Genomic DNA, 23,915 nt, shown 5'->3' with positions numbered 1-23,915 from the left:
GCTGCCGCGTCTTTGACGAGCATGACGTTCCACCCGCAGCCCGAGCCGGGCGCGGCCAAGCCCTGGGCCTTCCCCGCCCCCGACCGCGGAGCGCTGGACAACGGCCTGACCGTGCTGCGGTGCCACCGCCCCGGCCAGCAGGTCGTGGCCGTCGAGATCTTCTTCGACGCCCCGCTGGAGGCCGAGCCCGCGGGTCTCGACGGTGTCGCCACGATCATGGCCCGTGCCCTCTCCGAGGGCACCGACCAGCACACCGCCGAGGAGTTCGCCGCCGAGCTGGAGCGCTGCGGCGCCACGCTCGACGCGCACGCGGACCACCCGGGCGTACGGGTCTCCCTGGAAGTCCCCGTCTCCCGGCTCCCCAAGGCGCTCGGGCTGCTCTCCGAGGCCCTGATCGCGCCGGCGTTCCTCGAGACCGAGGTCGAGCGACTGGTGCGCAACAGGCTCGACGAGATCCCGCACGAGACGGCCAACCCGGCCCGCCGGGCGGCCAAGCAGCTCTCCAAGGAGCTCTTCCCGGCCGAGTCCCGCATGTCCCGGCCGCGCCAGGGCACCGAGGAGACGGTGACGGCCATCGACGCCGCCGCCGTCCGCGCCTTCTTCCAGAAGCACCTGCGGCCCTCCACCGCCACCGCCGTGGTCGTCGGCGACCTGACCGACGTGGACCTGGACAAGGTCCTCGCCGAGTCGCTCGGCGCCTGGACGGGGGACAGCGCTGAGTCCCGGCCCATGCCGCCGATCACGGCCGACGACACCGGCCGTGTGGTCATCGTCGACCGGCCGGGCGCCGTCCAGACGCAGCTGCTGATCGGCCGCGTCGGCGCCGACCGGCACGACCGCGTGTGGCCGGCCCAGGTCCTCGGCACGTACTGCCTCGGTGGCACGCTCACCTCCCGCCTGGACCGCGTCCTGCGCGAGGAGAAGGGCTACACCTACGGCGTCCGGGCCTTCGGTCAGGTCCTGCGCTCCGACGGCGAGGGCCACGGCGCCTCGATGCTCGCCATCAGCGGCTCGGTCGACACTCCCAACACCGGCCCGGCACTTGACGACCTGTGGAAGGTGCTGCGCACCCTCGCCGCCGAGGGGCTGACGGACGCCGAGCGCGACGTGGCCGTGCAGAACCTGGTGGGCGTGGCGCCGCTCAAGTACGAGACCGCGGCCTCCGTGGCGGCGACCCTCGCCGACCAGGTCGAGCAGCACCTCCCGGACGACTTCCAGGCGCAGTTGTACGCGCGCCTGGCCGAGACCGGCACGGTCGAGGCGACGGCTGCCGTCGTCAACGCCTTCCCGGTGGACCGGCTCGTCACCGTCCTGGTGGGCGACGCGGCCGAGATCGAGGAGCCCGTACGGGCCCTCGGCATCGGTGAAGTCACCGTCGTCACCGGCTGATCGAGCGGCGGCGCGCCGCCGTCGATGCCCCGCCTCGGCAGCACCACGCGGCCGCCGGAGCGGAGCGACCGGAGGACCCCGACGTCACGTTACGTCGGGGTCCTCCGCTATGTCCGTATTGGCGGGGAGGGTGTGCGTATGCCCTGTGGCATGTCTTACAAACTGGCGTGTCTGTTTGGTGATTGAAAGACGGTCCGCATAGCGTCGGTCCGGCTGTTCGCCAGTTGCACCCGCCGCGCCCGCGGCATCGGACAGTCATCGCCGAGTCCCCGTCAGGCGCGAGCCTGGGGAGCCGGGGACCCACACGAAGTCCCTGGGGTGAATCGGACGCCTTCGCATCCGTGCGGAGGGGCCCGTAGGAGACCTTCCTGCTCCGAACCCGTCAGCTAACCCGGTAGGCGAGAAGGAAGGAAAGGATCAGCCACTTCATGGCGTTCACCCGTGCCACCGGGAAGCATCGTGGTCCGAGCCGACTGGCGCGCCGTCGCGCGGGCGTCGCAGGCGTCGCGACCCTCGCCACCGCCGGTGTCATCGGCACCCTGGCCTCCCCGGCGTTCGCCGCCGACACGGAAGCCCCCTCTCTGGAGGACACCGGCCTGACCCAGGTCGTCGCCGCCGACAACGCCCTCGCCGACAAGATCGACGCCCAGGCCGCCGCGCAGGAGCGCGAGGCCGCCGAGGCCGAGGCCAAGCGCGTCGCCGAGGCCCGCGCCAAGGCGGAGGCCAAGCGCAAGGCCGAGGCCCGCGCCAAGGAAATCCGCGAGGCCAAGGAGCGCGCCGCCCGCGAGGCCGAGCGCAAGCGCCTGAACTCCTTCCAGCTCCCCGTGGCCGGTTCGTACGTCTCCACCGGCTACAAGACCGGCGGCTCCCTCTGGTCCTCCGGCAGCCACTCCGGCGTCGACTTCCACGCCGCGTACGGCACCAAGGTCGTCTCCGTCGGCTCCGGCACGGTCGTCGAGGCCGGCTGGGGCGGCGCGTACGGCAACAACATCGTGATCCGGATGAACGACGGCACGTACACCCAGTACGGGCACCTCTCGGCCATCAGTGTCTCCGTCGGACAGTCCGTCACCCCGGGCCAGCAGATAGGCATCTCGGGCTCGACCGGCAACTCGACCGGCCCGCACCTCCACTTCGAGGCCCGCACCACCGCCGAGTACGGCTCGGACATCAACCCGGTCGCGTACCTCCGCGCCCGCGGCGTGAACGTCTGATCGGACGTTTCGGACGTTCCGCCGACCGGCACCGCACGTCAGAAAAGCCCCGGCTCGTACTGAGCCGGGGCTTTTCGCTGACCAAAAGATATCCATGGTTCCCGAGGAGCCGTCGGAAATACCGCCCCGCTGCAATAGAGTCGCCGGACAACCGGTTTCGCGCGTATTAAGGCGGAGGTCGATCATGCGCATTCCCGCGCACTCGGTGTGCACGGCGATCCGGGACGACATCGTCACCGGCGTCTTCGAGCGCGGCAGCCGGCTGACCGAGGAGCAGCTGGCCCGTCGGTACGGGGTCTCCCGCGTCCCGGTCCGCGAGGCGCTGCGCACCCTGGAGTCCGAGGGCTTCGTGATCACCCGCCGGCACGCGGGCGCCCAGGTGGCCGAGCCCACCGAGCAGGAGGCGGCCGACCTCCTGGACATGCGGTCGCTCCTCGAACCGCTCGGCGCGGCCCGGGCCGCGCAACGCCGCACGGAGGCCCATCTCAAGGTGCTGCGGGGCCTGGTCAGACTGGGTCAGGAGCGGGCCAGGCGGGGCCAGGGGGACGACCTGCGCTCGCTCGGCGGCTGGTTCCACGAGACCCTGGCCCAGGCCTCGGGCAGCCCCGCGCTCACCGCCCTGCTCACCCAGCTGCGCCATAAGATCGCCTGGATGTACGCCGTCGAGGCACCCGCCCAGCCGGTGGAGGCCTGGGCGGAGCACGGCGCGATCGTGGACGCGGTGGCGCGCGGAGACGCCGAACGGGCCCGCACGCTGACCGCGCTGCACGCCGAGCGCTCTCTGCTGTTGCACCGGCTGAAGCGCCCGGACCGGCCGCCGCGCGGGCGTGTGAGGACTTCGCAACATGTCGTCAACACCGCGAGCGGTCGGAATTAACGAACGGGCCGTATACAAAGGGGGGGAATTCGAGGGGGGTATTCGTCCTGCCCGGAGATGGTGGAATTCGCGGCTGACGGAATTCACGTCGGCGCGGTTTTCGGTGGTGTTCGCCCGCCGCTCCGGAGAAAACGGAATGGAAGAAGCCGCACCCGCCGTCGTCGCGGCGTGTGCGGCTTCCCGTGAACGCGGCCCGGACCCTCGGTCCGGCCGGGCAACCGTCAGACGGTCTCGGGGAGCTCCTCGAGACCCTCGGCAACCAGCTTCGCCAGACGGTCGAGCGCGGCCTCGGCGCCCTCGGCGTCCGAAGCCAGCACGATCTCCTCGCCGCCCTGCGCGCCCAGACCGAGCACCGCGAGCATCGACGCGGCGTTCACCGGGTTGCCATCGGCCTTGGCGATCGTCACGGGGACGCCGGAGGCCGTGGCGGCACGGACGAAGATGGAGGCGGGGCGGGCGTGCAGGCCCTCGGCCCAACCGACGTTGACGCGGCGCTCAGCCATGGTGTTGCCCTTCAAGTCTCAAGCGGGTTGTCTAGACCAGTCTCTCACGGGTTGCGGGATGCTCGTCGCCGACCTTCGGCCCCTGTCGGGGGGGCCGTACGGTCCTCCCTACCTTGCATGGTGCACAAGAGCCGCGCGACCGGTGCCCGTGTCGGACCCCGGCCGTACGCTTGCCCCATGCAGAGCGCGTCGGAACGGCCGGAGCAAGCGCAACACGACTACCCCGACCACTGGGAAGCGGACGTGGTCCTCCGCGACGGCGGCACGGCGCGCATCCGGCCCATCACCGCCGACGACGCCGACCGGCTGGTCAGCTTCTACGAGCAGGTCTCGGACGAGTCGAAGTACTACCGCTTCTTCGCGCCCTACCCCAGGCTCTCCGCCAAGGACGTGCACCGCTTCACCCACCACGACTTCGTGGACCGGGTGGGCCTCGCGGCGACGGTCGGCGGCGAGTTCATCGCCACCGTGCGGTACGACCGGATCGACGACCGCGGGATGCCCGCCTCCGCGCCGGCCGACGAGGCCGAGGTCGCCTTTCTCGTCCAGGACGCCCACCAGGGCCGCGGCGTGGCCTCCGCGCTGCTCGAACACATCGCGGCCGTGGCCCGCGAGCGGGACATCCGGCGGTTCGCCGCGGAGGTGCTGCCCGCCAACACCAAGATGATCAAAGTCTTCACGGACGCCGGATACACCCAGAAGCGGAGCTTCGAGGACGGTTCCGTACGGCTCCACCTCGACCTGGAACCCACCGACCGCTCCCTCGCCGTGCAGCGCGCGCGGGAACAGCGCGCGGAGGCCCGCTCGGTCCAGCGCCTCCTCACCCCCGGCTCGGTCGCCGTCGTCGGAGCCGGCCGGACCCCCGGCGGGGTCGGCCGGACGGTCCTGCGCAACCTCCTCGACGGCGGCTTCACCGGACGGACGTACGCGGTGAACCGCGCGCTGACCGAGGGGACCGGCACGATCGACGGAGTGCCGGCCTTCCGTTCCCTCGGGGACATCGGCGAACCGGTGGACCTCGCGATCCTGGCCGTCCCCGCCGAGCGGGTGCCGGAAGCGGTCGCCGACTGCGGGGAGCACGGGGTGCGGGGCCTCGTCGTGCTCTCGGCCGGGTACGCGGAGACCGGGTCGGGCGAGGGCCGGGACCGGCAGCGGGAACTGCTGCGGCAGGCCCGCTCGTACGGCATGCGGATCATCGGGCCCAACGCCTTCGGGATCATCACCACCTCGGCCGACGTCCGGCTGAACGCCTCGCTCGCGCCGCGGCTCCCGGCCGCCGGACGGATCGGGCTCTTCACCCAGTCGGGCGCGATCGGGATCGCCCTCCTCGCCGGACTGCACCGGCACGGCGCCGGGATCTCCTCCTTCATCTCGGCGGGCAACCGGGCGGACGTCTCCGGCAACGACTTCCTCCAGTACTGGTACGACGACCCGGAGACGGACGTCGTCCTGCTCTACCTGGAGTCGATCGGGAACCCGCGGAAGTTCACCCGGCTGGCCCGGCGCACGGCGGCGGTCAAGCCCGTCGTCGTGGTCAGGGGCGCGCGGCACAGCGGGAGCGCCCCGCCGGGACACCGGGTGCCGGTCACCCGGATCCCGTACGCCACCGTCTCCGAGCTGCTCCGGCAGGCCGGGGTCATCCGCGTCGACACGGTCACCGAGCTGGTCGACGCGGGCCTCCTCCTCGCAGGCCAGCCGCTCCCGGCCGGGCCGCGCGTCGCGATCCTCGGCAACTCCGAGTCGCTCGGGCTGCTCGCGTACGACGCGTGCCTGACGGAGGGGCTCCGTCCGCTGCGCCCGCTGGACCTGACGACGGGCGCGAGCCCCGCGGACTTCCGCGCCGCGCTCGCGGCGGCGCTCGTGGACGACGCGTGCGACGCGGTCGTCGTGACCGCGATCCCGTGGGTGGGCGAGAACGGCGCGGTGGAGTCCGGTGACGGCGAGGTCCTCGCCGCCCAGCTCCGCGAGGCGGTCGCCTCCGCCCCGTCCCCGGCGAAGCCGGTGGTCGTCGTCCACGTCGAGATGGGCGGCCTCGCGGAGGCCCTCTCGGCGGCCACCAGCACCAGGCCCCCTGCCCGCCGCACGGCCCCGGCGTCAGCCCCGGCCTCGGCCCCGGCGTCAGCCCCGGCCCCGGCCCCGGCGTCAGCCCCGGCCCCGGCCCCGGCGTCAGCCCCGGCCTCGGCCCCGGCGTCAGCCCCGGCCCCGGGCCCCGCCGCGCAGGCGTCGTCGGCCCCCGCCGCCCGGACGGCCGCGCAGGCAACACCCCCTCCCGCCTTCCCCGCCTCCACGCCCCCTCCCGCCTCCGCTCCCGCCCCCACGCCCACCCGCCCCGGCGTGATCCCCGCCTACCCGGCGGCCGAGCGGGCGGTGCGGGCGCTGGCCGAGGCCGTGCGGTACGGACAGTGGCGGCGGCAGGCCGTCGAGCCCGGACGGGTGCCCGAGTTCGAGGAGATCGACGAGAGCGGCGCCGCCGCGCAGATCGAGCGCGTGCTCGGCCCGGACGCGGACGCACGCGGTGTGACCCTCGACGCCGACGCGGCACGCGAGCTGCTCGGGCGGTACGGGATCGACGTGCTCCCCACCCTGCCCGCGCCCACCCCCGACGACGCCGTGCAGGCCGCCGCCCGGCTCGGCTACCCGGTCGCCCTCAAGACGACAGCCCCCCACCTGCGCCACCGCCCCGACCTCGGCGGCGTCCGTCTCGACCTCGCCGGCGAGGAACAACTCCGCACCGCGTACAGCGAAATGACCGAGCAACTCGGCAAGCCCGCCGAGCTGCAGCCGGTCGTCCAGGCGATGGTGCCGCGTGGCGTCGACACGGTCGTGCGCTCGGCCATCGACCCCGCCGTCGGCGCCGTGCTCTCCTTCGGACTCGCCGGAGCCGCCTCCGAGCTGCTCGGCGACATGTCCCACCGCCTGGTCCCGGCCACCGAACGGGACGCCGCCGAACTGGTCCGCTCGATCCGCACCGCCCCCCTGCTCTTCGGCTGGCGCGGCTCCGCCCCGGTCGACACGCCCGCCCTCGAGGAGCTGCTGCTGCGCGTCTCCCGGCTCGTCGACGACCATCCGGAGGTCGTCGCGATCGCCCTGGAGCCGGTCGTCGTCGCCCCGCACGGTCTCTCCGTGCTCGGCGCGACGGTCCGGCTCGCCCCACCGCCACCCCGCACGGACCTCGGCCCGCGCAGCCTTCCGAGCTATTAGGGACCACGAGGGACCACGACGAGTCACGAGGAGCCACGAGGAGCCACGAAGCACCGCGAGGGACCGCGACGGTCCGCCGGGAGCAGTCCGGCGGACCAAGGCAGGACAGCCCCGGGAACGGCCTCGACGAGACGGCCGGACCGTCCCGGAGTGCCCCTTCCGACGGATTAGGATGGAGTCCATGGCGAAGACCGGTACGACGACCCAGGGGCTGCGCGCGGCGATCGAGCGCAGCGGCTATTACCCGGCCCTCGTGGCCGAGGCGGTGGAGGCCGCCGTCGGCGGCGAGCCGATCGCGTCGTACCTGGTGCACCAGGAGACCACCTTCGACTCCAACGAAGTCCGTCGTCACGTCACGGTCCTCGTCCTGACAGCCAACCGCTTCATCGTCAGCCACACCGACGAGCAGGCCGCGGACAACAGCTCCCCGACCCCGTACGCCACGACCTCCACCGAGTCGGTCAAGCTCGACCGGATCTCCTCCGTCGTCGTGAGCCGGGTCGTCGCCAACCCGGAGTCGTACACCCCCGGCACCCTGCCCCGCGAGGTCGTCCTCACCATCGGCTGGGGCGCTGTCTCGCGGATCGACCTGGAGCCCGCCGCCTGCGGCGACCCGAACTGCGACGCCGACCACGGCTACACCGGCAACGCCACCGCCGACGACCTCAGCCTGCGCGTCAGCGAGGCCGGCGACGGTCCGGACACGGTCCGCCAGACCCTCGCCTTCGCCCAGTCCCTCTCCGAAGCCACCGCGGCGACCCGCTGATGGTCCAGCCCACCGCAGTCGCCTCCGGCTGGCCGGACGATCCCGTGCCGCTCGACCTCGCCACGGCCCCCCTCCCCGAGTACGGCACCGGCTCGCTGGCCGACGTCCTCCCGACGCTCGTCGCCGGGCAGGGCGCTCCCGGGTTCGATGCCCGGATCGCCGAGCTCACCCCGGCCGACCGGAACTGCCTCTTCCTGATCGACGGGCTCGGCTGGGAGCAGATCAAGGCACACCCGGACGAGGCCCCGTACCTCACCTCGCTCCTCGGCTCCTCGCGCGGCGGCACCGGGCGCCCGATCACCGCGGGCTTCCCCGCCACCACCGCGACCTCGCTCGCCTCGGTCGGCACGGGACGGTTCCCCGGCGCGCACGGGCTGCCCGGCTACACCGTCCGGAACCCGGAGACCGGCGAGCTGATGAACCAGCTCCGCTGGAAGCCGTGGACCTCGCCGCGCGTCTGGCAGCCGTACCCCACCGTCTTCCAGCTCGCCCACGAGGCGGGCATCCACACCGCCCAGGTCTCGTCGCCGATCTTCCAGGACACCCCGCTCACCAAGATCGCGCTCAGCGGCGGAACGTTTCACGGCAGGCTCTCGGGCGAGGAGCGGATGGACTTCGCCGCGGAGCAGCTCGCGGGCGGCGACCGGTCGCTGGTGTACACGTACTACAGCGAACTCGACGGGGCGGGGCACCGCTTCGGCATCGACTCGGACGCCTGGCGCGGTCAGCTGATGTTCGTGGACCGGCTCGTCCAGCGCCTCGCCGAGCAGCTGCCGCCCCGCTCGGCCCTGTACGTCACGGCCGACCACGGCATGGTCGACATCCCCTTCGACGACCAGCACCGGATCGACTTCGACGAGGACTGGGAGCTGCGCGCGGGTGTCGCCCTCCTCGGCGGCGAGGGACGCGCCCGGCACGTCTACGCGGTGCCGGGGGCCGAGGCCGATGTCCTCACCTGCTGGCGGGAAGTGCTCGGCGAGCAGTTCTGGGTGGCGAGCCGCGAGGAGGCCGTCGCGCTCGGCTGGTTCGGCGACGTGGTCGACGAGCGGGTCCTCGGGCGGATCGGCGACGTCGTCGCCGCGGCCCACGACGACGTCGTGATCACCGCCTCCGTCAACGAGCCGCACGAGTCGGCGATGGTCGGTGTGCACGGATCGATGACACCCGCGGAGCAGCTGGTCCCGCTCCTCGAAGTCCGCTCCTGACCCCGAACCCGTACGTCCGCCCCCCTCACCCCACCCCGACCTGAAAGGTCCCGACTCCCCATGCCCGAGCTGGTGTTCTTCTCCGGAACGATGGACTGCGGAAAGAGCACCCTCGCTCTTCAGATCGAGCACAACCGGTCCACCCGCGGACTGCAGGGCATGATCTTCACGCGCGACGACCGGGCGGGCGAGGGCAAGCTGTCCTCGCGGCTCGGGCTGGTGACGGACGCGGTCGAGGCGGCGGAGGGCTTCGACTTCTACGCGTACCTCGTCGGCCATCTCTCCAAGGGCGGCCGCTGCGACTACGTCATCGCGGACGAGGCGCAGTTCCTGTCGCCCGACCAGATCGACCAGCTCGCCCGGGTCGTGGACGACCTCGAACTCGACGTCTTCGCCTTCGGCATCACCACCGACTTCCGCTCGAAGCTCTTCCCCGGCTCCCAGCGGCTGGTCGAGCTCGCCGACCGGGTGGAGGTGCTCCAGGTCGAGGCGCTGTGCTGGTGCGGAGCCCGGGCCACGCACAACGCGCGCACCGTCGGCGGCGCGATGGTCGTCGAGGGTGCGCAGGTCGTGGTCGGCGATGTGAACGCGGGGGACGAGATCGGCTACGAGGTGCTCTGCCGACGCCACCATCGCAAGATGATGACGAGCGCCACGGCGCGCGCGGCGGCGCTCTCGCCCGACGTGCTGCCGGTCACGCCGGGATGACCGCCCTGAACGCACGGCGAGACGGGTTGCGTCCGAGCCGACCTGGGCATCCGTCCTGACGCGGAGTCCTTGCACGGGGACCGGCGTGAACCCGGCGGCGAGGCCCTTGAGGCGGTACTCGGAGGTGGTGTCGATGGGATCGTCCGCAGTACAGGGCGCCGTGTTCCTCGACGTGGACGGGACCCTCGTGCCCGGCACCACGTCGTCCGCCTATCTGGCCGGCTTCCTGGGGCGGCGCGAGGCGCTGGTGGCCGCTGAGGAGGCGTACGCGCGCGGCGAGATGACCAACCAGCAGGTCTCGGTCATCGATGCCAGAGGTTGGGCGGGAACCGAAGAGGCGGCCGTACGTGAGTGGTTGCGCGGTCTCCCCCTGGTGGCGGGCATCGCGGAGACCGTCGCCTGGTGTACGAGCCGGGGGCTGGTGCCGGTGCTGGCCACCTTGGCATGGGAGCCGGTCGGGCGGTACCTGGCGGACGGGTTCGGCATCGGGTCCTTCTGCGGCCCCCGGCTGGAGGCGGCGCGGGGCCGTTGGACAGGACGGGTGCTGCGCCATTTCGACGAGTACGACAAGCGCGACTACTGCGTTGCCGAGGCCGACCGGCTCGGGGTGCCCATGAGCGCATGCGTCGCCATCGGCGACAGCCGCTCCGACCTGCCGCTCTTCGCGGAAGTGGGGTGCGGCATCGCCTTCAACGGCACGCCGGCGGCCCGGCGTGCCGCGACGGCGGCGGCGGACGGAGACGATCTGAGGGCCGTCCTGCCCTTGGTGGAGCGGTGGCTCAGCCTTCCGGGCGGGCACTGACGGCCGCGAGGAGTGCGTCGTCCAGGGTCAGCCCGGCGGCGGCGGCGTTCGCCTCCGCGTGGACCGGGTTGCGGGTGCCGACCGCGGCGGCGACGACCTCGGGCCGGGCGAGCAGCCAGGCCAGCGCCAGCTGGGCGACGGAGCAGCCGGCCCGTTCGGCGAGCGGGGTGAGGCGACGGACGACGGCCAGGTGGGCGCGCCGGGCCTCGGCGGCGAAGAAGCGGGGGTGGTTCTCCGCGCAGAAGAAGTCGTGCGCCATCACGACGCCGCCGCGCCAGTCGTCGAACTGCGTGTCCTCGCCGATCGCGCCCGTGAGCAGGCCGTACGCCAGCGGTCCGTAGGCCAGCAGGCCGATGCCACGGTCCAGGCACAGTGGCCCGAAGGCGTCGAGCTCGTCGCGGTACAGCAGAGACGCCTGGACCTGGACGTAGTCGACGGGCGCGAGCCGGGCGCAGCGGGCGACGTCCTCGACGGGGTAGTTGGACAGACCGATCGCGCCGACCAGGCCCTCCTCCCGCAGCCGGGCCATCGCCTCCCAGGTCACCTCCAGCGGCAGTTCCTGGGCGGGCCAGTGGAGCAGGTACAGGTCGACGTGGTCGCGCCCGAGCCGCTTCAAGGACTCTTCGAGCGCCTGGCGGAGTCCGGACTCCGTGAACCGCTGGTCGTCGGGCTCCGGCGCCACCTTGGTGCACACGCGCACATCACCGAGGCCCTGGAGGGCCTCGCCCACCACCGTCTCGGCACCGCCACCGCCGCCGTACACCTCGGCGGTGTCGACCCAGTTCATTCCCAGGGCCACGGACCTGCGTACGGCGCCGATCACCTCGTCGTGCGAGGCGTTGGGGCCCCAGGTGGTGCCGCCTCCGGCCTCCCAGCTGCCGTAGCCGAGGCTCGACAGACCCAGCGGGTTGCGGGTGGAGGGCATGTGGTTCTCCCTTGATCTGTTCGGGGTTACATGAGGACGGGGACGGGGAGAGCCCGTGCCGTGTCCCAGGTCTCGCCGGGCGCTTCGTCGACCGCCTGGACCGCGCGGTCCAGAGCCAGCCGGTAGGGCTCGTGGTGCGTCTGAAGGTGCCGTTCGACGGCGGCGCGCCAGGTGGCCATGGGCAGTCCGGCGCCCCCGGCCCCGGCCAGGTGGCGGTACAGCAGCCGGCCCCAGCCGTTGAGCCTGCACTGGCGCTCGGCGCCGTATGCACCGCGGAACTTGTAGGCGACCGGGAAGCGGTAGAGGAGCTCGAAGGACTGCAGCTCCTCGATGTGGGCGACGAGTGAGCCGGGCACCTCCGCTCCCGCCACGGTCAGGAGGGCGCCGACGGCTTCCTCGCTGGCGAGGTACGCGTTGCCGGCGAAGGCACCCGAGGAACGCAGGGCCTCGTCCCAGATCGCCATGCAGACGACGATGTCGAGCAGGGGCCGCAGGGCGGGCGTGGCGGCACCGGAGGTCAGCAGGGTCAGCAGCGCCGCGTCGACAGGCGCGGGGCCGGCCGGGACGCGGACGGCGATGTCGTCGGCCTGCGCGAGCAGCATGGTGGGCAGGCCCCGGTAGCGGTCCGGCACGGCCACATCCAGCAGGCCGGTGCCCTCGGCGCCCCGTAGCGCAGGCCAGGCCAGCAGGCGCAGGTGCGGGGGCAGGCCGTGCAACGGCAGGTGCCGGACACCCACCTGCTCCCGTATCGCCGTCTCATACGCCGACATGGGCGTTCTCCCTCTGCCAGGTGCATTCGGCTTCGCCCCGGCGAATGACGTCGGCCCAGGCCAGGAGTTCCGCGCGGCGCCGCTCATGTGTCGCGGTCTCGCGCGAGCAGACGAGCCATACGTCGCCGCGGAACAGCTCCTCGACGATGTCGAGGCCGCGCTTCCTCATGGACAGGCCGGTCTCCACACAGTCCACGGCGAGGTCCGCCAGGGCCGGAACATACGCCTCGCACGCCCCGTGGACGTGGCGGACGGTCGCCTCCGGGTGGCGGGACCGCGCGTACTCACCCGCGAGCGTGGGGTATTCGGACACGATCCGGGGGGCGGCCCCCACCTCGTGCCCGGGGCGGCCGATGGCGCAGATGCGGATGTGGTACCAGCACAGGGGGGCCAGGCGCACCACGTCCGCGCGTGACTCCCGGATCCACTCCTCAGAGGTGATGCCGGCGTCGAGGGAGCCGTCGGCGACCAGACCCGGAATGTCCTGCAGTCTCAGCAGCCAGCAGTCCGTGTCCGCGGGGGCGATGGCCCGGGCCTCCTCGGAGTGGTGCAGGAGCCTTCCTTTGGGCAGACCGATTCTCAACTGGCCTCCTCCTGAGAGACGTAGGGGCGCAGCGCCCCGTACTTGCGAAGCTGACGGCCGTGTTCCTCGTGCATGGCGCGGGAGAGGGAGTCACCCAGGTCGACGCGGGCGATGTTGGCCATGCACAGGCACCAGGCGGCGACTTGCCCGAGTTCCTCCTCCAGCCGGACGGAGGGCTCGGCGCGCCGCATGGCCTGGGCGAGTTCGCCCAGTTCCTCCAGGAACCAGGACAGGGCCCGCTCGGGCTCCAATCGGCCGTACAGATGGTGGGCATGGTGCTGGAGCTCCCGCAGGGAGTCCAGGGCCGTGCCGATGCCGAGCGCGTCCGCCTCCGCGTCCGCGTCCGCCTCCGCTTCCGGCGTCTGGTGCGGCAGGGAGGCCGCGATGGCGGGGAGGGCGAGGTGGGCCGCCCGGTCGGCCGCCCGTACGAGGAGGGGGTCGAGCTCCGTGCCGGGGGCGGCGTGGGCGGTCGCGCACGGGGAGCCGGGGGCGGCGGCGTACTGGAGGTGGGCGATCCGCTCTCCGCGAGGCAGCCGGGAAAGGTCCGTCCCGTCCGCGGCGACCTGGGTGAGCGCGTACGGACGTCCCTCCACGAACACCGAGGTGCCGCGCAGGATCACCACACGCTGGGCGCATTCCGGCGTGTGCGGGGCGAGGTCGAGCCGGCAGGTGCGGTCGTGGCCGGTCTCCGCGTGCGCGTAGAGGGCCACGTCGCCGTGGAGTGCCGCCACGGCCCTGATCACCAGGTCGTCGTGGGCCCAGTGCGCCGGCACGGTGAGCCCGGAGGGCACGCGGCGGATGCGCGTGCTCCCGCCGGGCCCGACCGAGCGGGGGTGGAGCGTGACGGAGGGTGTGAGGGGCGGTGCCGACGCCGTCGAGCCCTCGGGAGCCACCAGTACGGTGTACGGTCCCAGGCGCGTCGGCATCGGGGCGCTTCCCGTGGCCCGCGTCGCCGGAGGCGTCACGCGCCGCCACCCCACAGTCGTGGGGCGAGCAGGTTGTCGACGATCTCCGCGCACAGGTCCTGCGGGGTCCGGTCGCCGACGTCGAGGCGGTACCAGCCCCAGTCGGCCGCCGCCTTGGCGAAGTGCGCGGCGCACTCCTCCTGGAGGGACAGGAACGATTCCGCACCGGTCTGTCCGGACAGGGCGTAGTCCTCGGCGACACCCACGCCCCGGCCCTCCACACTGCGTCGCGCGTGGGCGGTCCCGGCGGCCCCGTCGAGGAGGATGCCCACGTCGGGCTGGAGGAAGGGGTCCGCGTAGATGTCGGTGACCCGCGCGATCATCCGCTCGACCACCTCGCGCGGCACCGTGTCGGCCTGGCAGGCCGCGGCGATGAGCAGCGCCTTCAGCACGGGCTTGTATCCGTAGCTCTCGCGGACCACGACCGTGCCTTCGGCGGCCTTGGGGCGTACGACCTCCGCCTCGATGACGAAGTCGAGAGCGGCTTCCACGAGCCCGGAGGCGAGCGGCCCGGAGGAGCGCACCCCCTGGGCTCCGAGCGGAAACGTCTCCTCCGCGCGGAGCGCGGCGAACTCCTCGAAGCTGCGGGGAATGCGCTCGTCGACGGACCGTCCGTCGACGGAGCCGCCGCCGTAGAGCAGGCGCCAGTCCTCGACCCACAACTGCTCGAAGGCGGTCTGTGGATAGGGGGACGGCGCCGGGTCGCCGTCGACGAGCCGCCGCCAGCTGACGACGTGCAGGTCGATCCCACGCTCGGCCAGCCGGCCGCGGATGCTCTCGGTGAGAGTGGTCTTGCCGATGCCGTCCGGGCCGAGCATGGCGATGCGAAGCCCCGGTGTCCCAGTCATGTCGATCAGCCCAACCGCAGATCGCCGTCGGCGAATTCGATGCCGAGGTGCGGCACGGTCAGCGACCTGTCACCGGTCACGACCTCGCCCGCGTTCCATGCCCGGTAGCCGGCGGCCTCGGCCAGCCGCACGGTCTCGTCGGCGTCGTCGGCGGCGACGACGGCGGCGTAACCGATGCCCATGTTGAGGGTGCCGTACGCCTCGGCGGTCGACATCCCGGTTTCCCGCGCGAGGAAGTCGAGCACCTCGGGGACCTCGGGCACGGTCTCCAGGACGTACCGGACCTGCTTCGGCGCTCGCATGACCTTCATCAGGCCGTGGCCCGTCACACCGTTGAGGAATTTCGGACGGATGTCGGAGGAGAGCAGTGCCCGGACGAAGCGGGCGTAGATGACGCTGGGGTCGAGCAGCGCCTCGCCGAGGGTGCGGCCGCTCGGCAGCGAGGTGGCGTAGCCCTGCGGGAGGCCGTCGGCGACCCGGCGGGCCAGGGAGGCGCCGTTGGCGTGCAGGCCCGAGCTGGCGAGCAGCACGATCCGGTCGCCGGGGCTGACGTCCTGGCCGAGCACCGCGTCGCGGCCGGGCGGCACGATCCCGAGGGCGCTGCCCGCGAGTTCGAGCCCGTCCGCGGCGACGAGGCCGGGCAGCGCGGGCGACTCGCCGCCGCCCCAGGCGGCGCCGGACTCTTCGCAGGCACGCTGCCAGCCGGACAGGAGCGCGGTGGCCCGGTCCCCGTCGGCATACCAGGCGGCGTCGCCGGTGGAGAAGTAGGCGGTGATCACCAGTGGTGCGGCGCCGACCGAGACCACGTCGTTGACGATCGCCGCGACGGCGTCGACGGCCACGTCCGCGTACCGGTTGGGGCCGCCGTCGCGCAGCACCTGGTGGGCGATGAGTGACTTGGTGCCCAGCCCCTCGATGACCATGGCCATCGTCATGCCGCCGGTCTTGAAGACGTAGGCCGACGCTCCCCTGGACTCCGGAACCTCCTCGGCGCCGGACAGCGCGAGAAGTCCGCTGGTCGCCTTCGCGCGATCGATCGCCTCGCGCTTGATCCGGTCGAGCACGGTGTAGTCGACACCGGAATCCCGGTAGTTGGACAGTTTTGCCATGGAACATTCCTTGTTGTGCGGTGTGGTGGGGCTGAACAGGTGATCGAGGCGTCCGCGGACCGACGTCAAACCGCTTCCGGCTGCTCCGGGCGGCGGGATGCCCGCGCCAGAGTCCGGTTGCCCCAGGCGGACTGTCCGGTGATCTCGGGGCCGAACCACTCCGGCGGCTCGAAGGCCCGAGCCCGGGCCGTGTCCTCGAACTCGACCTCGACGACCCGGAGTCCGGCGTGCGTCCCGGTGTAGACGTCCACGACCGCTTCCGTCCCGTCGAGTCCTTCGAGGGGAACGGTCGTGCGGTCCTTGGCCAGCCGGTCGGGGGCGAGCGCCCAGAGCCGCAGGAAGACCTGTTCGTCGATGGGGAACTCCACCTCCTCGCGCACGTTCAAGCCAACGGCACCGTCGTCGCGGGGAGCCTTCACGGTCAGGAGGTACGTGTCCGCCAGTGACCGGACTCGAACTTCCGTGCCGGCCTCGGGGGATGTCAGATAGGCCTGCCGCACGGACGTCGTCGCGCACCCGGAAGGAATGTCCCAGCTGTCGTCGACCTGGAACTTGCGCTCGATCTCGAGAGACACCTGCTCTCCTCCTTCTCGTTCACGGACAACGCTTGTCGGGCAACAGGGAATCGGGATGGTGGAAAGCCTTCGATGACCCCGTCGAATTCCCCGCAAGGTGTGGCGGCGATACCGCCCGAGATGGTGGCCGCACACGGCTGCCGATGAATACCCGTACGAGTGAGTGTGGATCCGCAGGGGGCCGACGGTGCGAACTGTCCAGGGAAGATCACGTGCCTGGCCCGACCCTAGGGGTAGATCACCGTACAAGGAAGCATCGAGTCGATCTTTGTCTGTTCATACGAGTTCGATTCTTGTCGGGCGAGGCGCTGAAATGTGAGTCACGCCACTCTCATATGCCAGCAAAACGGGAATCAGTCAGTGGCTGGTGATCCAAATCGCACCATCTGTCCGATGCGAGGCCTTCTCGTCAATCTGAACTCCAGGGGAACGGGGCTTGCATGACCGGTGGGTTGGATGAATGATCATCGGCGATTCCGGTGAGGTTCGAGGCGGGCTGACTGGAGGTTCCTCCAAGCCCTTTCGGTGGGTTGTTGATCTGCAGACGCATCGACCTTCATGCCGTGTGGTGGACCTCTGTCACGCCTCGCGAACGACCACCTTCCATCTCCTGGATTTCGATGGTTGTCGAGTGCGTTCATTGCTCGACTGCTGTCGTTCGGGGCCTGCAGTGGGCCTCGCTCATTCCGCCCTTGACCGGGCGTCTATTTCATGTGAGGAGGTGCGCAATGGAGAACGTGGACGTCATCGAGATCGACGAGGACATCGTCGAGTTCGACTCCGCCGAGGAGAACGTCGCCAACGTTGCCAACATCGGCAACATCGGCAACATCGCGAATGTCGGCAACATCGGCAACATCGGCAACATCGCGAATGTCGGCAACATCGGCAACATCGGCAACATCTGATAACCCGTGGCGGGAACCGTTCGGTTCCCGCCACGACACAGAAGGGACCTGCTCGGTATGGGAAGCTCCGTGGTCGCGGAAAAGATGGACGCTGCACGGCGCCTTGGCCGCGCCCTCGTCGAGAGCTCCGACAGCTCGGTGGACTCGGTGTACCTGGCCGGCAGCCTCACCGCGGGGCTGGGCAACCCGACGAGCGACGCGGACCTGTTCGTCCTGCTCAGCCCGGGCGCGCAGGCCGGGGCGGACGACGTCACGCAGTACAGCGTCGACGGCCATCGCGTCGACGTGGAGCGCTACGCCCTCGCCGACGTCGAAGCGCAGGTCGAGCGGATCGTCACCTTCGAGCTGCGCCGGGACGGCCTGACGGAGCTGCACAAGCTCGCCGACCCACTGGACTTCGTCCTGCGGCTGCTCACCTCCGAGACCGTCGTCGCCTCCCCCGCTCTCAGCCGTCTCCAGGAGCGTGTGGCCGCGTCACTGGCGAACGTCCGGCGTACGGCGATCAACTACGCGGCCATCGGGGTCAACGGACATCTCGAGGACTTCCTCGGCGCGGCGGCCGAAGGCGACCTGGACACCGCGGCCTTCGCCGGCCAGGAACTCGTCGCGCACGCGGGCAAGGCGGTCACCGGGGCCTCGGGCGACCTGTACTTCAGCAACAAGTGGGTGTACAAGCAGCTGGCGCGGACCCCTGTCGACGGGTTCCCCGTCGAGGCGTTCACCTCGTACCAGCGCGGTCTGTGGACCGCGGGCGGTGTCGAAGAGGCGGAGGCCCTGGTGCGTTTCGTGCAGACCTGTGTCTGCGTCAGCCAGTTGCTCGGCGGGGCGGGCGTCCCGCTCGGAGCGTGGCCGTCCTGGACACCGGAGACCTCCCGCACCGAAGGCCTGTGGCGGCACCCCGCCTACAACGTGCTCACCTCGGGTGACGGCGTCCTGCTGCACTGGGAACTGCATCGGCAGCTTCTCCTGAAGGAGCCGGCCGCCTATGTGTGGGCCCTGTGCGACGGGCGTACCCAGGACGACGTCATCGCGGGCGTGCGGCAGCTGGCCACCCACGTGCCGTCCCTCGCGACCCTCGATGCCGGACGGATCGGCTCCCTCCTCGCCTCACTCCGCGAGAAGTCGCTCGTGGCCACCGAGCCGTACTCCGTGCTCGGCACGGTCTGACGTGCGGGTGGCCGACGGCATGGCCGACACCCGGGCGCGGCTCGTACCCGCGCAGTCCACGGAGGGCCTGGTCGAGCTCGCGGAGTGGGCGGTCGGCGAGCTCAAGAACTCCGCCGACTACGTCCAGGTCCATGCCTCGCGCACGCTGGAGATCAGGGTCGAGTGCGTGGACGGGGAGACGCTCGCCACATGCGTGGAACCGCACGAGGGGCTGGGCTGCCTCATCCGCCAGGGGACGCGGTGGCGGTTCCGCCATGTGACGCCCTCGGACATGGGCCGGCTCCCGTCCTGGCAGGCAGTGGGCCCCGACGGCGCCCAGGCGACGGGCCCCGCTGGCAACGGCACTCCACCACCTGCCTGGGAGAGCCCGGCGCACCCGCCGGCCTTCACCCCGACCCCTGCGCGGGAGTGGCTCGTCCTCGACTCCGGCCCCGGCCACTCACTGCGTACGCTGGAGGACTTCACCTCCCGTGCCTTCGCCGTGGTCGACACCGAGGGCATCAGGGCCGTCAGTGCCTCTCGCACCGTCCGGCAGCGCGTGGAGGCCACCGTCACCCGGGACGGGCACCGCTACCGGGGGCTGAGCCGCCGCCTCATCCGCGGCGCGGACACCCAAGGCGGGCCTCTCCCCGGGGCGGACCAGGTCTCCCGGATCGCGCTCGGGCACGCCCTCGACTCCGCCGCCGCCGTGGTGAGGGGCAAGCATCGGACGCCCGTGGTCTTCGGCCCCGCCGCCGCCGCCGGGTTCCTCCACGAGCTGGTCGGACACGCACTTGAGGGCGACAACTTCGCCCTGACCAGCGACTACCTCACCCGGCTGCGCCGCCCCGGCGCCATCCCCGAGGCACTCACCATCCAGGACGACCCGACACGGGCCGACGGCTACGGCTCGTACGACATCGACGACGAGGGTGTCGCGGCCCTGACCACCACCCTGCTCGCCAACGGGCAGATCGGATCCCCGCTCACCTCGGTGCGCGCCGTCCACCGCAGTGGGTTCGCCCCCACGGGCAACGGCCGCCGCAAGAGCTACCGTGAGCCGGCGATCCCGCGCGCCAGTAACACGGTCGTGCTGCCAGGTGCGGAAGACCCCGAGGCACTGTCGCGCGCGGGCTCGGGCGGAGTGCTGTACGTAGGGTCCCTGGGCGCCGGAATGATCAACCTGGTCACCGGGGAGTACTCCTTCGCCGCTCTCGAATGCTTCTTCATCACCCCCGACGGCCACCGCTCGCCCGCACGCGACGTGAGCCTTTTCGGCGACGCGGTCGACACGCTCGCCCGGCTCGAGGGCATCGGCCGGGACTTCGGCGGGGACAACATCAGCTGCGGCAAACAGGGACAGATGATCGGCATCGGCATCCATTCCCCCTCGATGCGCTACGCCGAGCTGGACTGGAGCGCGGCATGAGCGCGCGGGCAGCCGGGGCAGGTCCGGACAGCCTGCCCAGCACGGCCGGCGAGGCGTTGTCCGTGGCGGACGAGGTGGAGCACGTCCTGCGGGACGGCGAGGGGGCGCACACCTTCCTCAGCCGGTCGGCACGGCGACAGCTCTCCGTGGACGGCGACGGGCGCAAGCGTCTGGTGGTCCAGCGCGGTTCCTGGGGCGGGTACGTGCGTCTCGCCGCCGACGAGCGCGAGCTGTACCTCAGTGCCCCCGCCCTGACGGCCGGCGACGCCGCCGGGCTCGTCGCCGCCGGACGCGCTCATCTGCACCTCGGTGCCGGGCTGCCGGCCCGCGCCGCAGCCGAACTCCCGCACGCCGAAGCGGCCGACGTACACGAGTGGTGGAACACCGACCGGCCCACCGGCCTCGGCGAACTCGTCCGGGATCCGTCCGGGCTCATCGACACCATCCGCGAGGCGCTGGGCCCCGGGGCGGAGTTGCGCGGCGTGCAGATCGCGGAAGTCCTCGGCGAGTCCGTGTACGCGCGCTCGGGCGGGGCCCGCGGTCACAGCGCCCGTCGGGGAATCGAGATCCAGGCCGTCGCGGGGCTTCCGGGCGGCGGGGCCGCCACGGCCCTCGCCCGCTACGCCGCCGTACAGGAGGGGATCGACGCGGCGGGACTGGCCCGTGAACTGGCCCTGACCGTGGCCGGCACCACCGGCGGGGGCGAAGCCGACGGCCCGGCAAGGGCGTTCGACGGCGACCGCGTGGTCTTCACCCCGAACGCGGCGGCCCAGCTGCTCAGCCATGTCACGGCCATGCTGCTGATCAGCCCTGTCGCCCGACCCCGGCCGCTGCGCACCGCGCTCGTCGACGACGGGCACGACGCCGACGGCTGGGCGGCCCGCGGCTTCGACTGCGAAGGCACACCCACCGGCCGGATGGAACTGGTCGACCGGGAAGGTGTCCAACAGCCCATGGCCACCCGCCTGCACTCGCTCGCCGCGCCCGAAGGGGCGGACACCGCCGTACGCCTGACCGGCCACGCCCACTGGGACGGGGCGGACAACTGCCCGACCCTGTCGCCCACCAACATCCGGCTGGCGCCCTGCGGCGACACCCGCGACGCGCTGGCGGGGGAGCACTGTGTGGTGGTGGACGTGCGGAGTCTGGGCGTGGAGGAGCTCCGGTCGGGAGGTCAGCTCGCCTTCCGGCTGCGGATGGTACGGGTGGCGGACGGTCGACCGTACGAGGCCTTCGCACCGGTGTCGGTGGAGGGCGAGGCCGTCGACTTCCTGGCCGCGGTGCTCGCCGTCGGCGCGCCCGTGTCGTACAGCCCGGGCCCCTTCGCGACCGCCGGCGCCACCTTGGTGATGGACCTCTCCAGCCTGCCCTCGAGAAAGGAAGTGTGATGGTGTCAACAACGTTCGGTGACTCGGGGGACTCGGCGACGTCCGTCGGCTCGGGACTCGAAGTGAGGCAGCTGTCCCGCGAGTTCCGCTCTGCCGACGGGTCGGTGCGCAAGGCCGTGGACGGTGTGGACCTGACGGTCCGGCCCGGTGAGCTGGTGTCTGTGCTGGGCCCCAACGGTGCCGGCAAGACCACCATGGTCAAGATGCTCACGGGGCTCCTGCTGCCAACCTCCGGAACGGTGTTCCTGGGCGGGTACGACGTCGTGCGGGAGCGCCGCCGCGCCGCGCTGGCCTGCGGATTCACCCTCGGCGGGGACACCGGCCTCTACCCGCGCCTGAGTGCGGTGCAGAACCTGACCTTCTTCGGCCTCATGTACGGCCTGGGCGGGGCCGCGCTGGACCGCAAGGCCCGCCGGCTGCTGGAGGAGGTGGACCTCGCGGACCGCGCTGGGGACCAGGCCGGGTCCTTCTCCCGCGGCATGAAGCAGCGGTTGCATCTGGCCAAGGCGCTGCTGCACGACCCCTCCGTCATCATCCTGGACGAGCCGTCCGCGGGGCTTGATCCCCAGTCGGCCGCGGCCATGCGCGCACTGGTGTCGCGACTCTCCAGCGAGGGCAGGAGCATCCTGCTGACCACGCACGACATGCGTGAGGCGGAGGAGCTCAGCGACCGCATCGTGCTGATGAAGGGCGGCCGGGTCCACACGGAGTCCACCGCGCCGGAGCTTCGCGCGGCCGCCGCCGAACGTATGGGACACGCGGTGCGGGTCTCCTTCGCCGACGGGCAGGTGCCGGACGGTCTTGACCGCTGTCCCGGGCTCATCAGCAGGGACACCGACGCGGGCACGGCGACGTTGCGGGTCCGTGAGGGGGCCGCCTCGGTGGAGTGGATCCTCCGGACCTTCCCGGGGATGACCACCAGCGTGGCGGTCACACCGCCCACTCTGGAGGAGGTCTTTCTGGACATGGTGGCCGCGTCATGACGGAGATCTCCTCGCGTCCGCCGCGCTCGCCGCGCCTCCTGGGTCTGCCTACGTTCCGGCGGGCGATCGTCGACCAGATCCGCATGCACGCGTCCAGCCCCATGGCGGTCTTCTCCACCCTGGCCATGCCCTGCGTCTTCGCCTTCATCGTGCACAGCAGCGCCAAGAACGGCAGCGGTCCGAGCGAGACCACCAGCGACATGGCCGTCGGATCCGCCGGCATAGGCATGCTCGACGCCATCATCGTGCTCGTCGTCTTCAGCCTGATGGACGAGAAGCAGTGGAAGACGCTGTACAGCGCCCTCGCCAGTCCCGGGGGACTCGTGCCGGTGGTGCTCGGCCGACTGACAGGCATCGCCGCCCAGTCCCTCACCGCGCTGCCCGGCACGTTCGTCATCCTGGCCCTGCTGTGGGGCATCGACGGCGGCTTCAGCTGGGGCCGTTGGCTGGTGGGCGGTGTGGTGCTGGCCTTCGCCACCTCTGCGGTGGTGGGACTCCTCGGCTTCGCGGTGCTGCGCTATCCGTATTCGGCGGGGATGACCAATGGGCTGACGGGCCTCGTGCTGGCTCTCAGTGCCCTCATCGTGCCGCAGTCCGCGCTGCCGGGCCCCGTCCGCGCCGTCTCGCTGCTCCTTCCGCAGTCGCACGCCATGAGCTGGGTGCGCGGCGGAAGTTGGACCGAGTTGCTGTCCGCCGTCGCGCTCACCGCCGTCTACTGCGGTCTGGTGGTGCTGTCCGTCCGGCGGGTGGAGCAGGTCGCTCGCCGCCACGCCCTTCCCCTGGAGGTCTGATACCCGTGGCGACGCGAACCCCTTCCCCGCGGCGGACCTGGACGGGTCCCTACGACACGCTGCGTGGGGCTGCCCTCTCCTACCGGGCGCTGTTCACCTGGCTCAACCCGCTCGGGTACCTCAGCTCCCGTGTCGTCAGGCCGATCGGCATGGCCATCGCCTTCACGTCCCTGTCGTCCTACTACGGCGCGGGCACCGGCAGGATGCTGGTGGGTGCGAGCCTGCTGGCGGGGGCCGGAGCGGTTCTCTACGGGATGGCGCTCGCGGTCGGCAACGAGCGTTCCTTCGGCACGCTCGGCGGCTGGCTGGCGTCCCCGCAGAACAAGCTGGCCGCGGCGTGCCAGCGGGCGCTGCCGCATGTCGTCGACGGATTCGTCGGCGGGCTGTGCACGTACGTGGTGTGCTGCCTGCTGTACGGCACCTTCCCCCTCGGCATCGCCGCGTTCTGCGGGCTTCTCGCCGTGGGGGTGGTGACGACGTCCGGGCTCGGGCTCGGACTGTCCGCCCTCGCGCTGCTGATCGAGGACCTGTTCGTCGGCCCGAACGCCGCCGAACTCGTCCTCATGGTGCTGTCGGGGACGCTGGTGCCCCAGGAACACCTTCCCGGCTTCCTGCATCCGCTGAGCGACGCCCTTCCGCTGACGCACCTCATGAAGCTCGTCGCCCCCGGCACGGGCACCGGCTCATGGGACCCGACGCAGCTCTGGGCCGAGCTGGCGGTGGGCGCGTCGTGGTTCCTGGTGAGCTCGGGCTTCATGCTCATCGTGGCTCGGAGAGCGGCCCGTCGCACGTCCTTGGCCTAGGGAGTCAGGGCCCCCGCCGGCCGGCGG

23 protein-coding genes and 1 riboswitch are annotated in these 23,915 nt (G+C 71.8%); of the genes, 15 read left to right on the top strand and 8 right to left on the bottom strand.

Features of this window, described 5'->3' with window-relative positions:
* Positions 1–21: 21 nt before the first annotated feature.
* The 3 genes from ACF09C_RS35405 (at position 22) to ACF09C_RS35395 (ending at position 3,480) form a co-directional block, all read left to right on the top strand.
* Positions 22–1,389 carry a M16 family metallopeptidase gene (locus tag ACF09C_RS35405; protein ID WP_392097667.1) on the top strand — a complete coding sequence of 456 codons (1,368 nt, stop codon included), beginning with the start codon at positions 22–24 and terminating at the stop codon, positions 1,387–1,389.
* Between the two features lie 249 nt (positions 1,390–1,638).
* Positions 1,639–1,805: riboswitch (cyclic di-AMP (ydaO/yuaA leader) on the top strand.
* Positions 1,806–1,817: 12 nt separating this feature from the next.
* Positions 1,818–2,603, top strand: coding sequence for a M23 family metallopeptidase (locus tag ACF09C_RS35400; protein ID WP_362422066.1), 786 nt, complete (start codon positions 1,818–1,820; stop codon positions 2,601–2,603).
* A 184-nt stretch (positions 2,604–2,787) separates the two neighbouring features.
* On the top strand, positions 2,788–3,480 hold the full coding sequence (locus tag ACF09C_RS35395; protein WP_392097517.1) for a GntR family transcriptional regulator: 693 nt from the start codon (positions 2,788–2,790) through the stop codon (positions 3,478–3,480).
* A 221-nt stretch (positions 3,481–3,701) separates the two neighbouring features.
* Here the strand turns inward: ACF09C_RS35395 and ACF09C_RS35390 are convergent, their stop codons facing one another.
* Positions 3,702–3,983 carry an HPr family phosphocarrier protein gene (locus ACF09C_RS35390; protein WP_356892771.1) on the bottom strand — a complete coding sequence of 94 codons (282 nt, stop codon included), beginning with the start codon at positions 3,981–3,983 and terminating at the stop codon, positions 3,702–3,704.
* 177 nt (positions 3,984–4,160) lie between these two features.
* On the opposite strand from ACF09C_RS35390, the gene ACF09C_RS35385 reads away from it, so the two are divergent.
* The 5 genes from ACF09C_RS35385 (at position 4,161) to ACF09C_RS35365 (ending at position 10,665) form a co-directional block, all read left to right on the top strand.
* Positions 4,161–7,184, top strand: coding sequence for a GNAT family N-acetyltransferase (locus ACF09C_RS35385; RefSeq protein WP_392097515.1), 3,024 nt, complete (start codon positions 4,161–4,163; stop codon positions 7,182–7,184).
* Between the two features lie 181 nt (positions 7,185–7,365).
* The gene (locus ACF09C_RS35380) at positions 7,366–7,950 is read left to right on the top strand and encodes a DUF5998 family protein (RefSeq protein ID WP_392097513.1); all 585 of its coding nucleotides are present in this window, start codon (positions 7,366–7,368) and stop codon (positions 7,948–7,950) included.
* Positions 7,950–9,155 (top strand): alkaline phosphatase family protein, encoded by a 1,206-nt coding sequence (locus tag ACF09C_RS35375; RefSeq protein ID WP_392097511.1) that lies wholly within the window; start codon positions 7,950–7,952, stop codon positions 9,153–9,155. Before ACF09C_RS35380 ends, ACF09C_RS35375 begins: the two co-directional genes overlap by 1 nt.
* A 60-nt stretch (positions 9,156–9,215) precedes the next feature.
* Entirely contained in the window at positions 9,216–9,863 is a 648-nt protein-coding gene (locus ACF09C_RS35370) for a thymidine kinase (protein ID WP_392097509.1), read from the top strand.
* A gap of 133 nt (positions 9,864–9,996) precedes the next feature.
* A complete protein-coding gene (locus tag ACF09C_RS35365) occupies positions 9,997–10,665 on the top strand; it encodes an HAD family hydrolase (protein WP_392097508.1) in 669 nt (222 codons plus the stop codon).
* On the opposite strand, the gene ACF09C_RS35360 is transcribed toward ACF09C_RS35365, so the two are convergent.
* The 7 genes from ACF09C_RS35360 to ACF09C_RS35330 all read right to left on the bottom strand — a co-directional run bounded on the left by ACF09C_RS35360 (position 10,643) and on the right by ACF09C_RS35330 (position 16,440).
* Positions 10,643–11,590, bottom strand: coding sequence for an aldo/keto reductase (locus tag ACF09C_RS35360; RefSeq protein WP_392097507.1), 948 nt, complete (start codon positions 11,588–11,590; stop codon positions 10,643–10,645). The two genes, ACF09C_RS35365 and ACF09C_RS35360, sit on opposite strands and share 23 nt — an antisense overlap.
* 26 nt (positions 11,591–11,616) lie before the next feature.
* A complete protein-coding gene (locus tag ACF09C_RS35355) occupies positions 11,617–12,360 on the bottom strand; it encodes a hypothetical protein (RefSeq protein ID WP_392097505.1) in 744 nt (247 codons plus the stop codon).
* Positions 12,347–12,943 carry an ATP phosphoribosyltransferase gene (hisG, locus tag ACF09C_RS35350; RefSeq protein ID WP_392097503.1) on the bottom strand — a complete coding sequence of 199 codons (597 nt, stop codon included), beginning with the start codon at positions 12,941–12,943 and terminating at the stop codon, positions 12,347–12,349. The genes ACF09C_RS35355 and hisG overlap by 14 nt, the downstream gene beginning before the upstream one ends.
* Positions 12,940–13,869, bottom strand: a complete 930-nt coding sequence (locus tag ACF09C_RS35345; protein ID WP_392097501.1) for a MazG nucleotide pyrophosphohydrolase domain-containing protein — start codon at positions 13,867–13,869, stop codon at positions 12,940–12,942. The genes hisG and ACF09C_RS35345 overlap by 4 nt, the downstream gene beginning before the upstream one ends.
* 35 nt (positions 13,870–13,904) lie before the next feature.
* Complete coding sequence (locus tag ACF09C_RS35340; RefSeq protein WP_392097499.1) at positions 13,905–14,756, bottom strand: hypothetical protein; 852 nt, start codon at positions 14,754–14,756, stop codon at positions 13,905–13,907.
* A 5-nt stretch (positions 14,757–14,761) separates the two neighbouring features.
* Complete coding sequence (locus ACF09C_RS35335; RefSeq protein ID WP_392097497.1) at positions 14,762–15,865, bottom strand: AIR synthase-related protein; 1,104 nt, start codon at positions 15,863–15,865, stop codon at positions 14,762–14,764.
* A gap of 65 nt (positions 15,866–15,930) precedes the next feature.
* Positions 15,931–16,440: an adenylate cyclase gene (locus tag ACF09C_RS35330; protein WP_392097496.1), complete on the bottom strand. Its 510-nt coding sequence runs from the start codon at positions 16,438–16,440 to the stop codon at positions 15,931–15,933.
* A 728-nt stretch (positions 16,441–17,168) separates the two neighbouring features.
* Here ACF09C_RS35330 and ACF09C_RS35325 point away from each other — a divergent pair.
* The 7 genes from ACF09C_RS35325 to ACF09C_RS35295 all read left to right on the top strand — a co-directional run bounded on the left by ACF09C_RS35325 (position 17,169) and on the right by ACF09C_RS35295 (position 23,888).
* The gene (locus ACF09C_RS35325; protein ID WP_392097494.1) at positions 17,169–17,348 is read left to right on the top strand and encodes a hypothetical protein; all 180 of its coding nucleotides are present in this window, start codon (positions 17,169–17,171) and stop codon (positions 17,346–17,348) included.
* Positions 17,349–17,432: 84 nt separating this feature from the next.
* Entirely contained in the window at positions 17,433–18,515 is a 1,083-nt protein-coding gene (locus ACF09C_RS35320; protein ID WP_392097493.1) for a nucleotidyltransferase domain-containing protein, read from the top strand.
* Between the two features lie 19 nt (positions 18,516–18,534).
* Positions 18,535–19,923 (top strand): TldD/PmbA family protein, encoded by a 1,389-nt coding sequence (locus tag ACF09C_RS35315; RefSeq protein WP_392097491.1) that lies wholly within the window; start codon positions 18,535–18,537, stop codon positions 19,921–19,923.
* Complete coding sequence (locus ACF09C_RS35310) at positions 19,920–21,311, top strand: metallopeptidase TldD-related protein (RefSeq protein WP_392097489.1); 1,392 nt, start codon at positions 19,920–19,922, stop codon at positions 21,309–21,311. Before ACF09C_RS35315 ends, ACF09C_RS35310 begins: the two co-directional genes overlap by 4 nt.
* Positions 21,311–22,294, top strand: a complete 984-nt coding sequence (locus tag ACF09C_RS35305; protein ID WP_392097488.1) for an ATP-binding cassette domain-containing protein — start codon at positions 21,311–21,313, stop codon at positions 22,292–22,294. The genes ACF09C_RS35310 and ACF09C_RS35305 overlap by 1 nt, the downstream gene beginning before the upstream one ends.
* The gene (locus ACF09C_RS35300) at positions 22,291–23,085 is read left to right on the top strand and encodes an ABC transporter permease (protein ID WP_392097487.1); all 795 of its coding nucleotides are present in this window, start codon (positions 22,291–22,293) and stop codon (positions 23,083–23,085) included. The genes ACF09C_RS35305 and ACF09C_RS35300 overlap by 4 nt, the downstream gene beginning before the upstream one ends.
* A gap of 5 nt (positions 23,086–23,090) precedes the next feature.
* Positions 23,091–23,888: an ABC transporter permease gene (locus tag ACF09C_RS35295; protein ID WP_392097485.1), complete on the top strand. Its 798-nt coding sequence runs from the start codon at positions 23,091–23,093 to the stop codon at positions 23,886–23,888.
* Positions 23,889–23,915 lie beyond the last annotated feature (27 nt).

It is taken from the genome of Streptomyces sp. NPDC014870 (assembly GCF_043081505.1).
In the GTDB taxonomy this organism is placed as follows: Bacteria; Actinomycetota; Actinomycetes; order Streptomycetales; family Streptomycetaceae; genus Streptomyces.
This window is presented reverse-complemented; position numbering and strand designations above follow the sequence as displayed.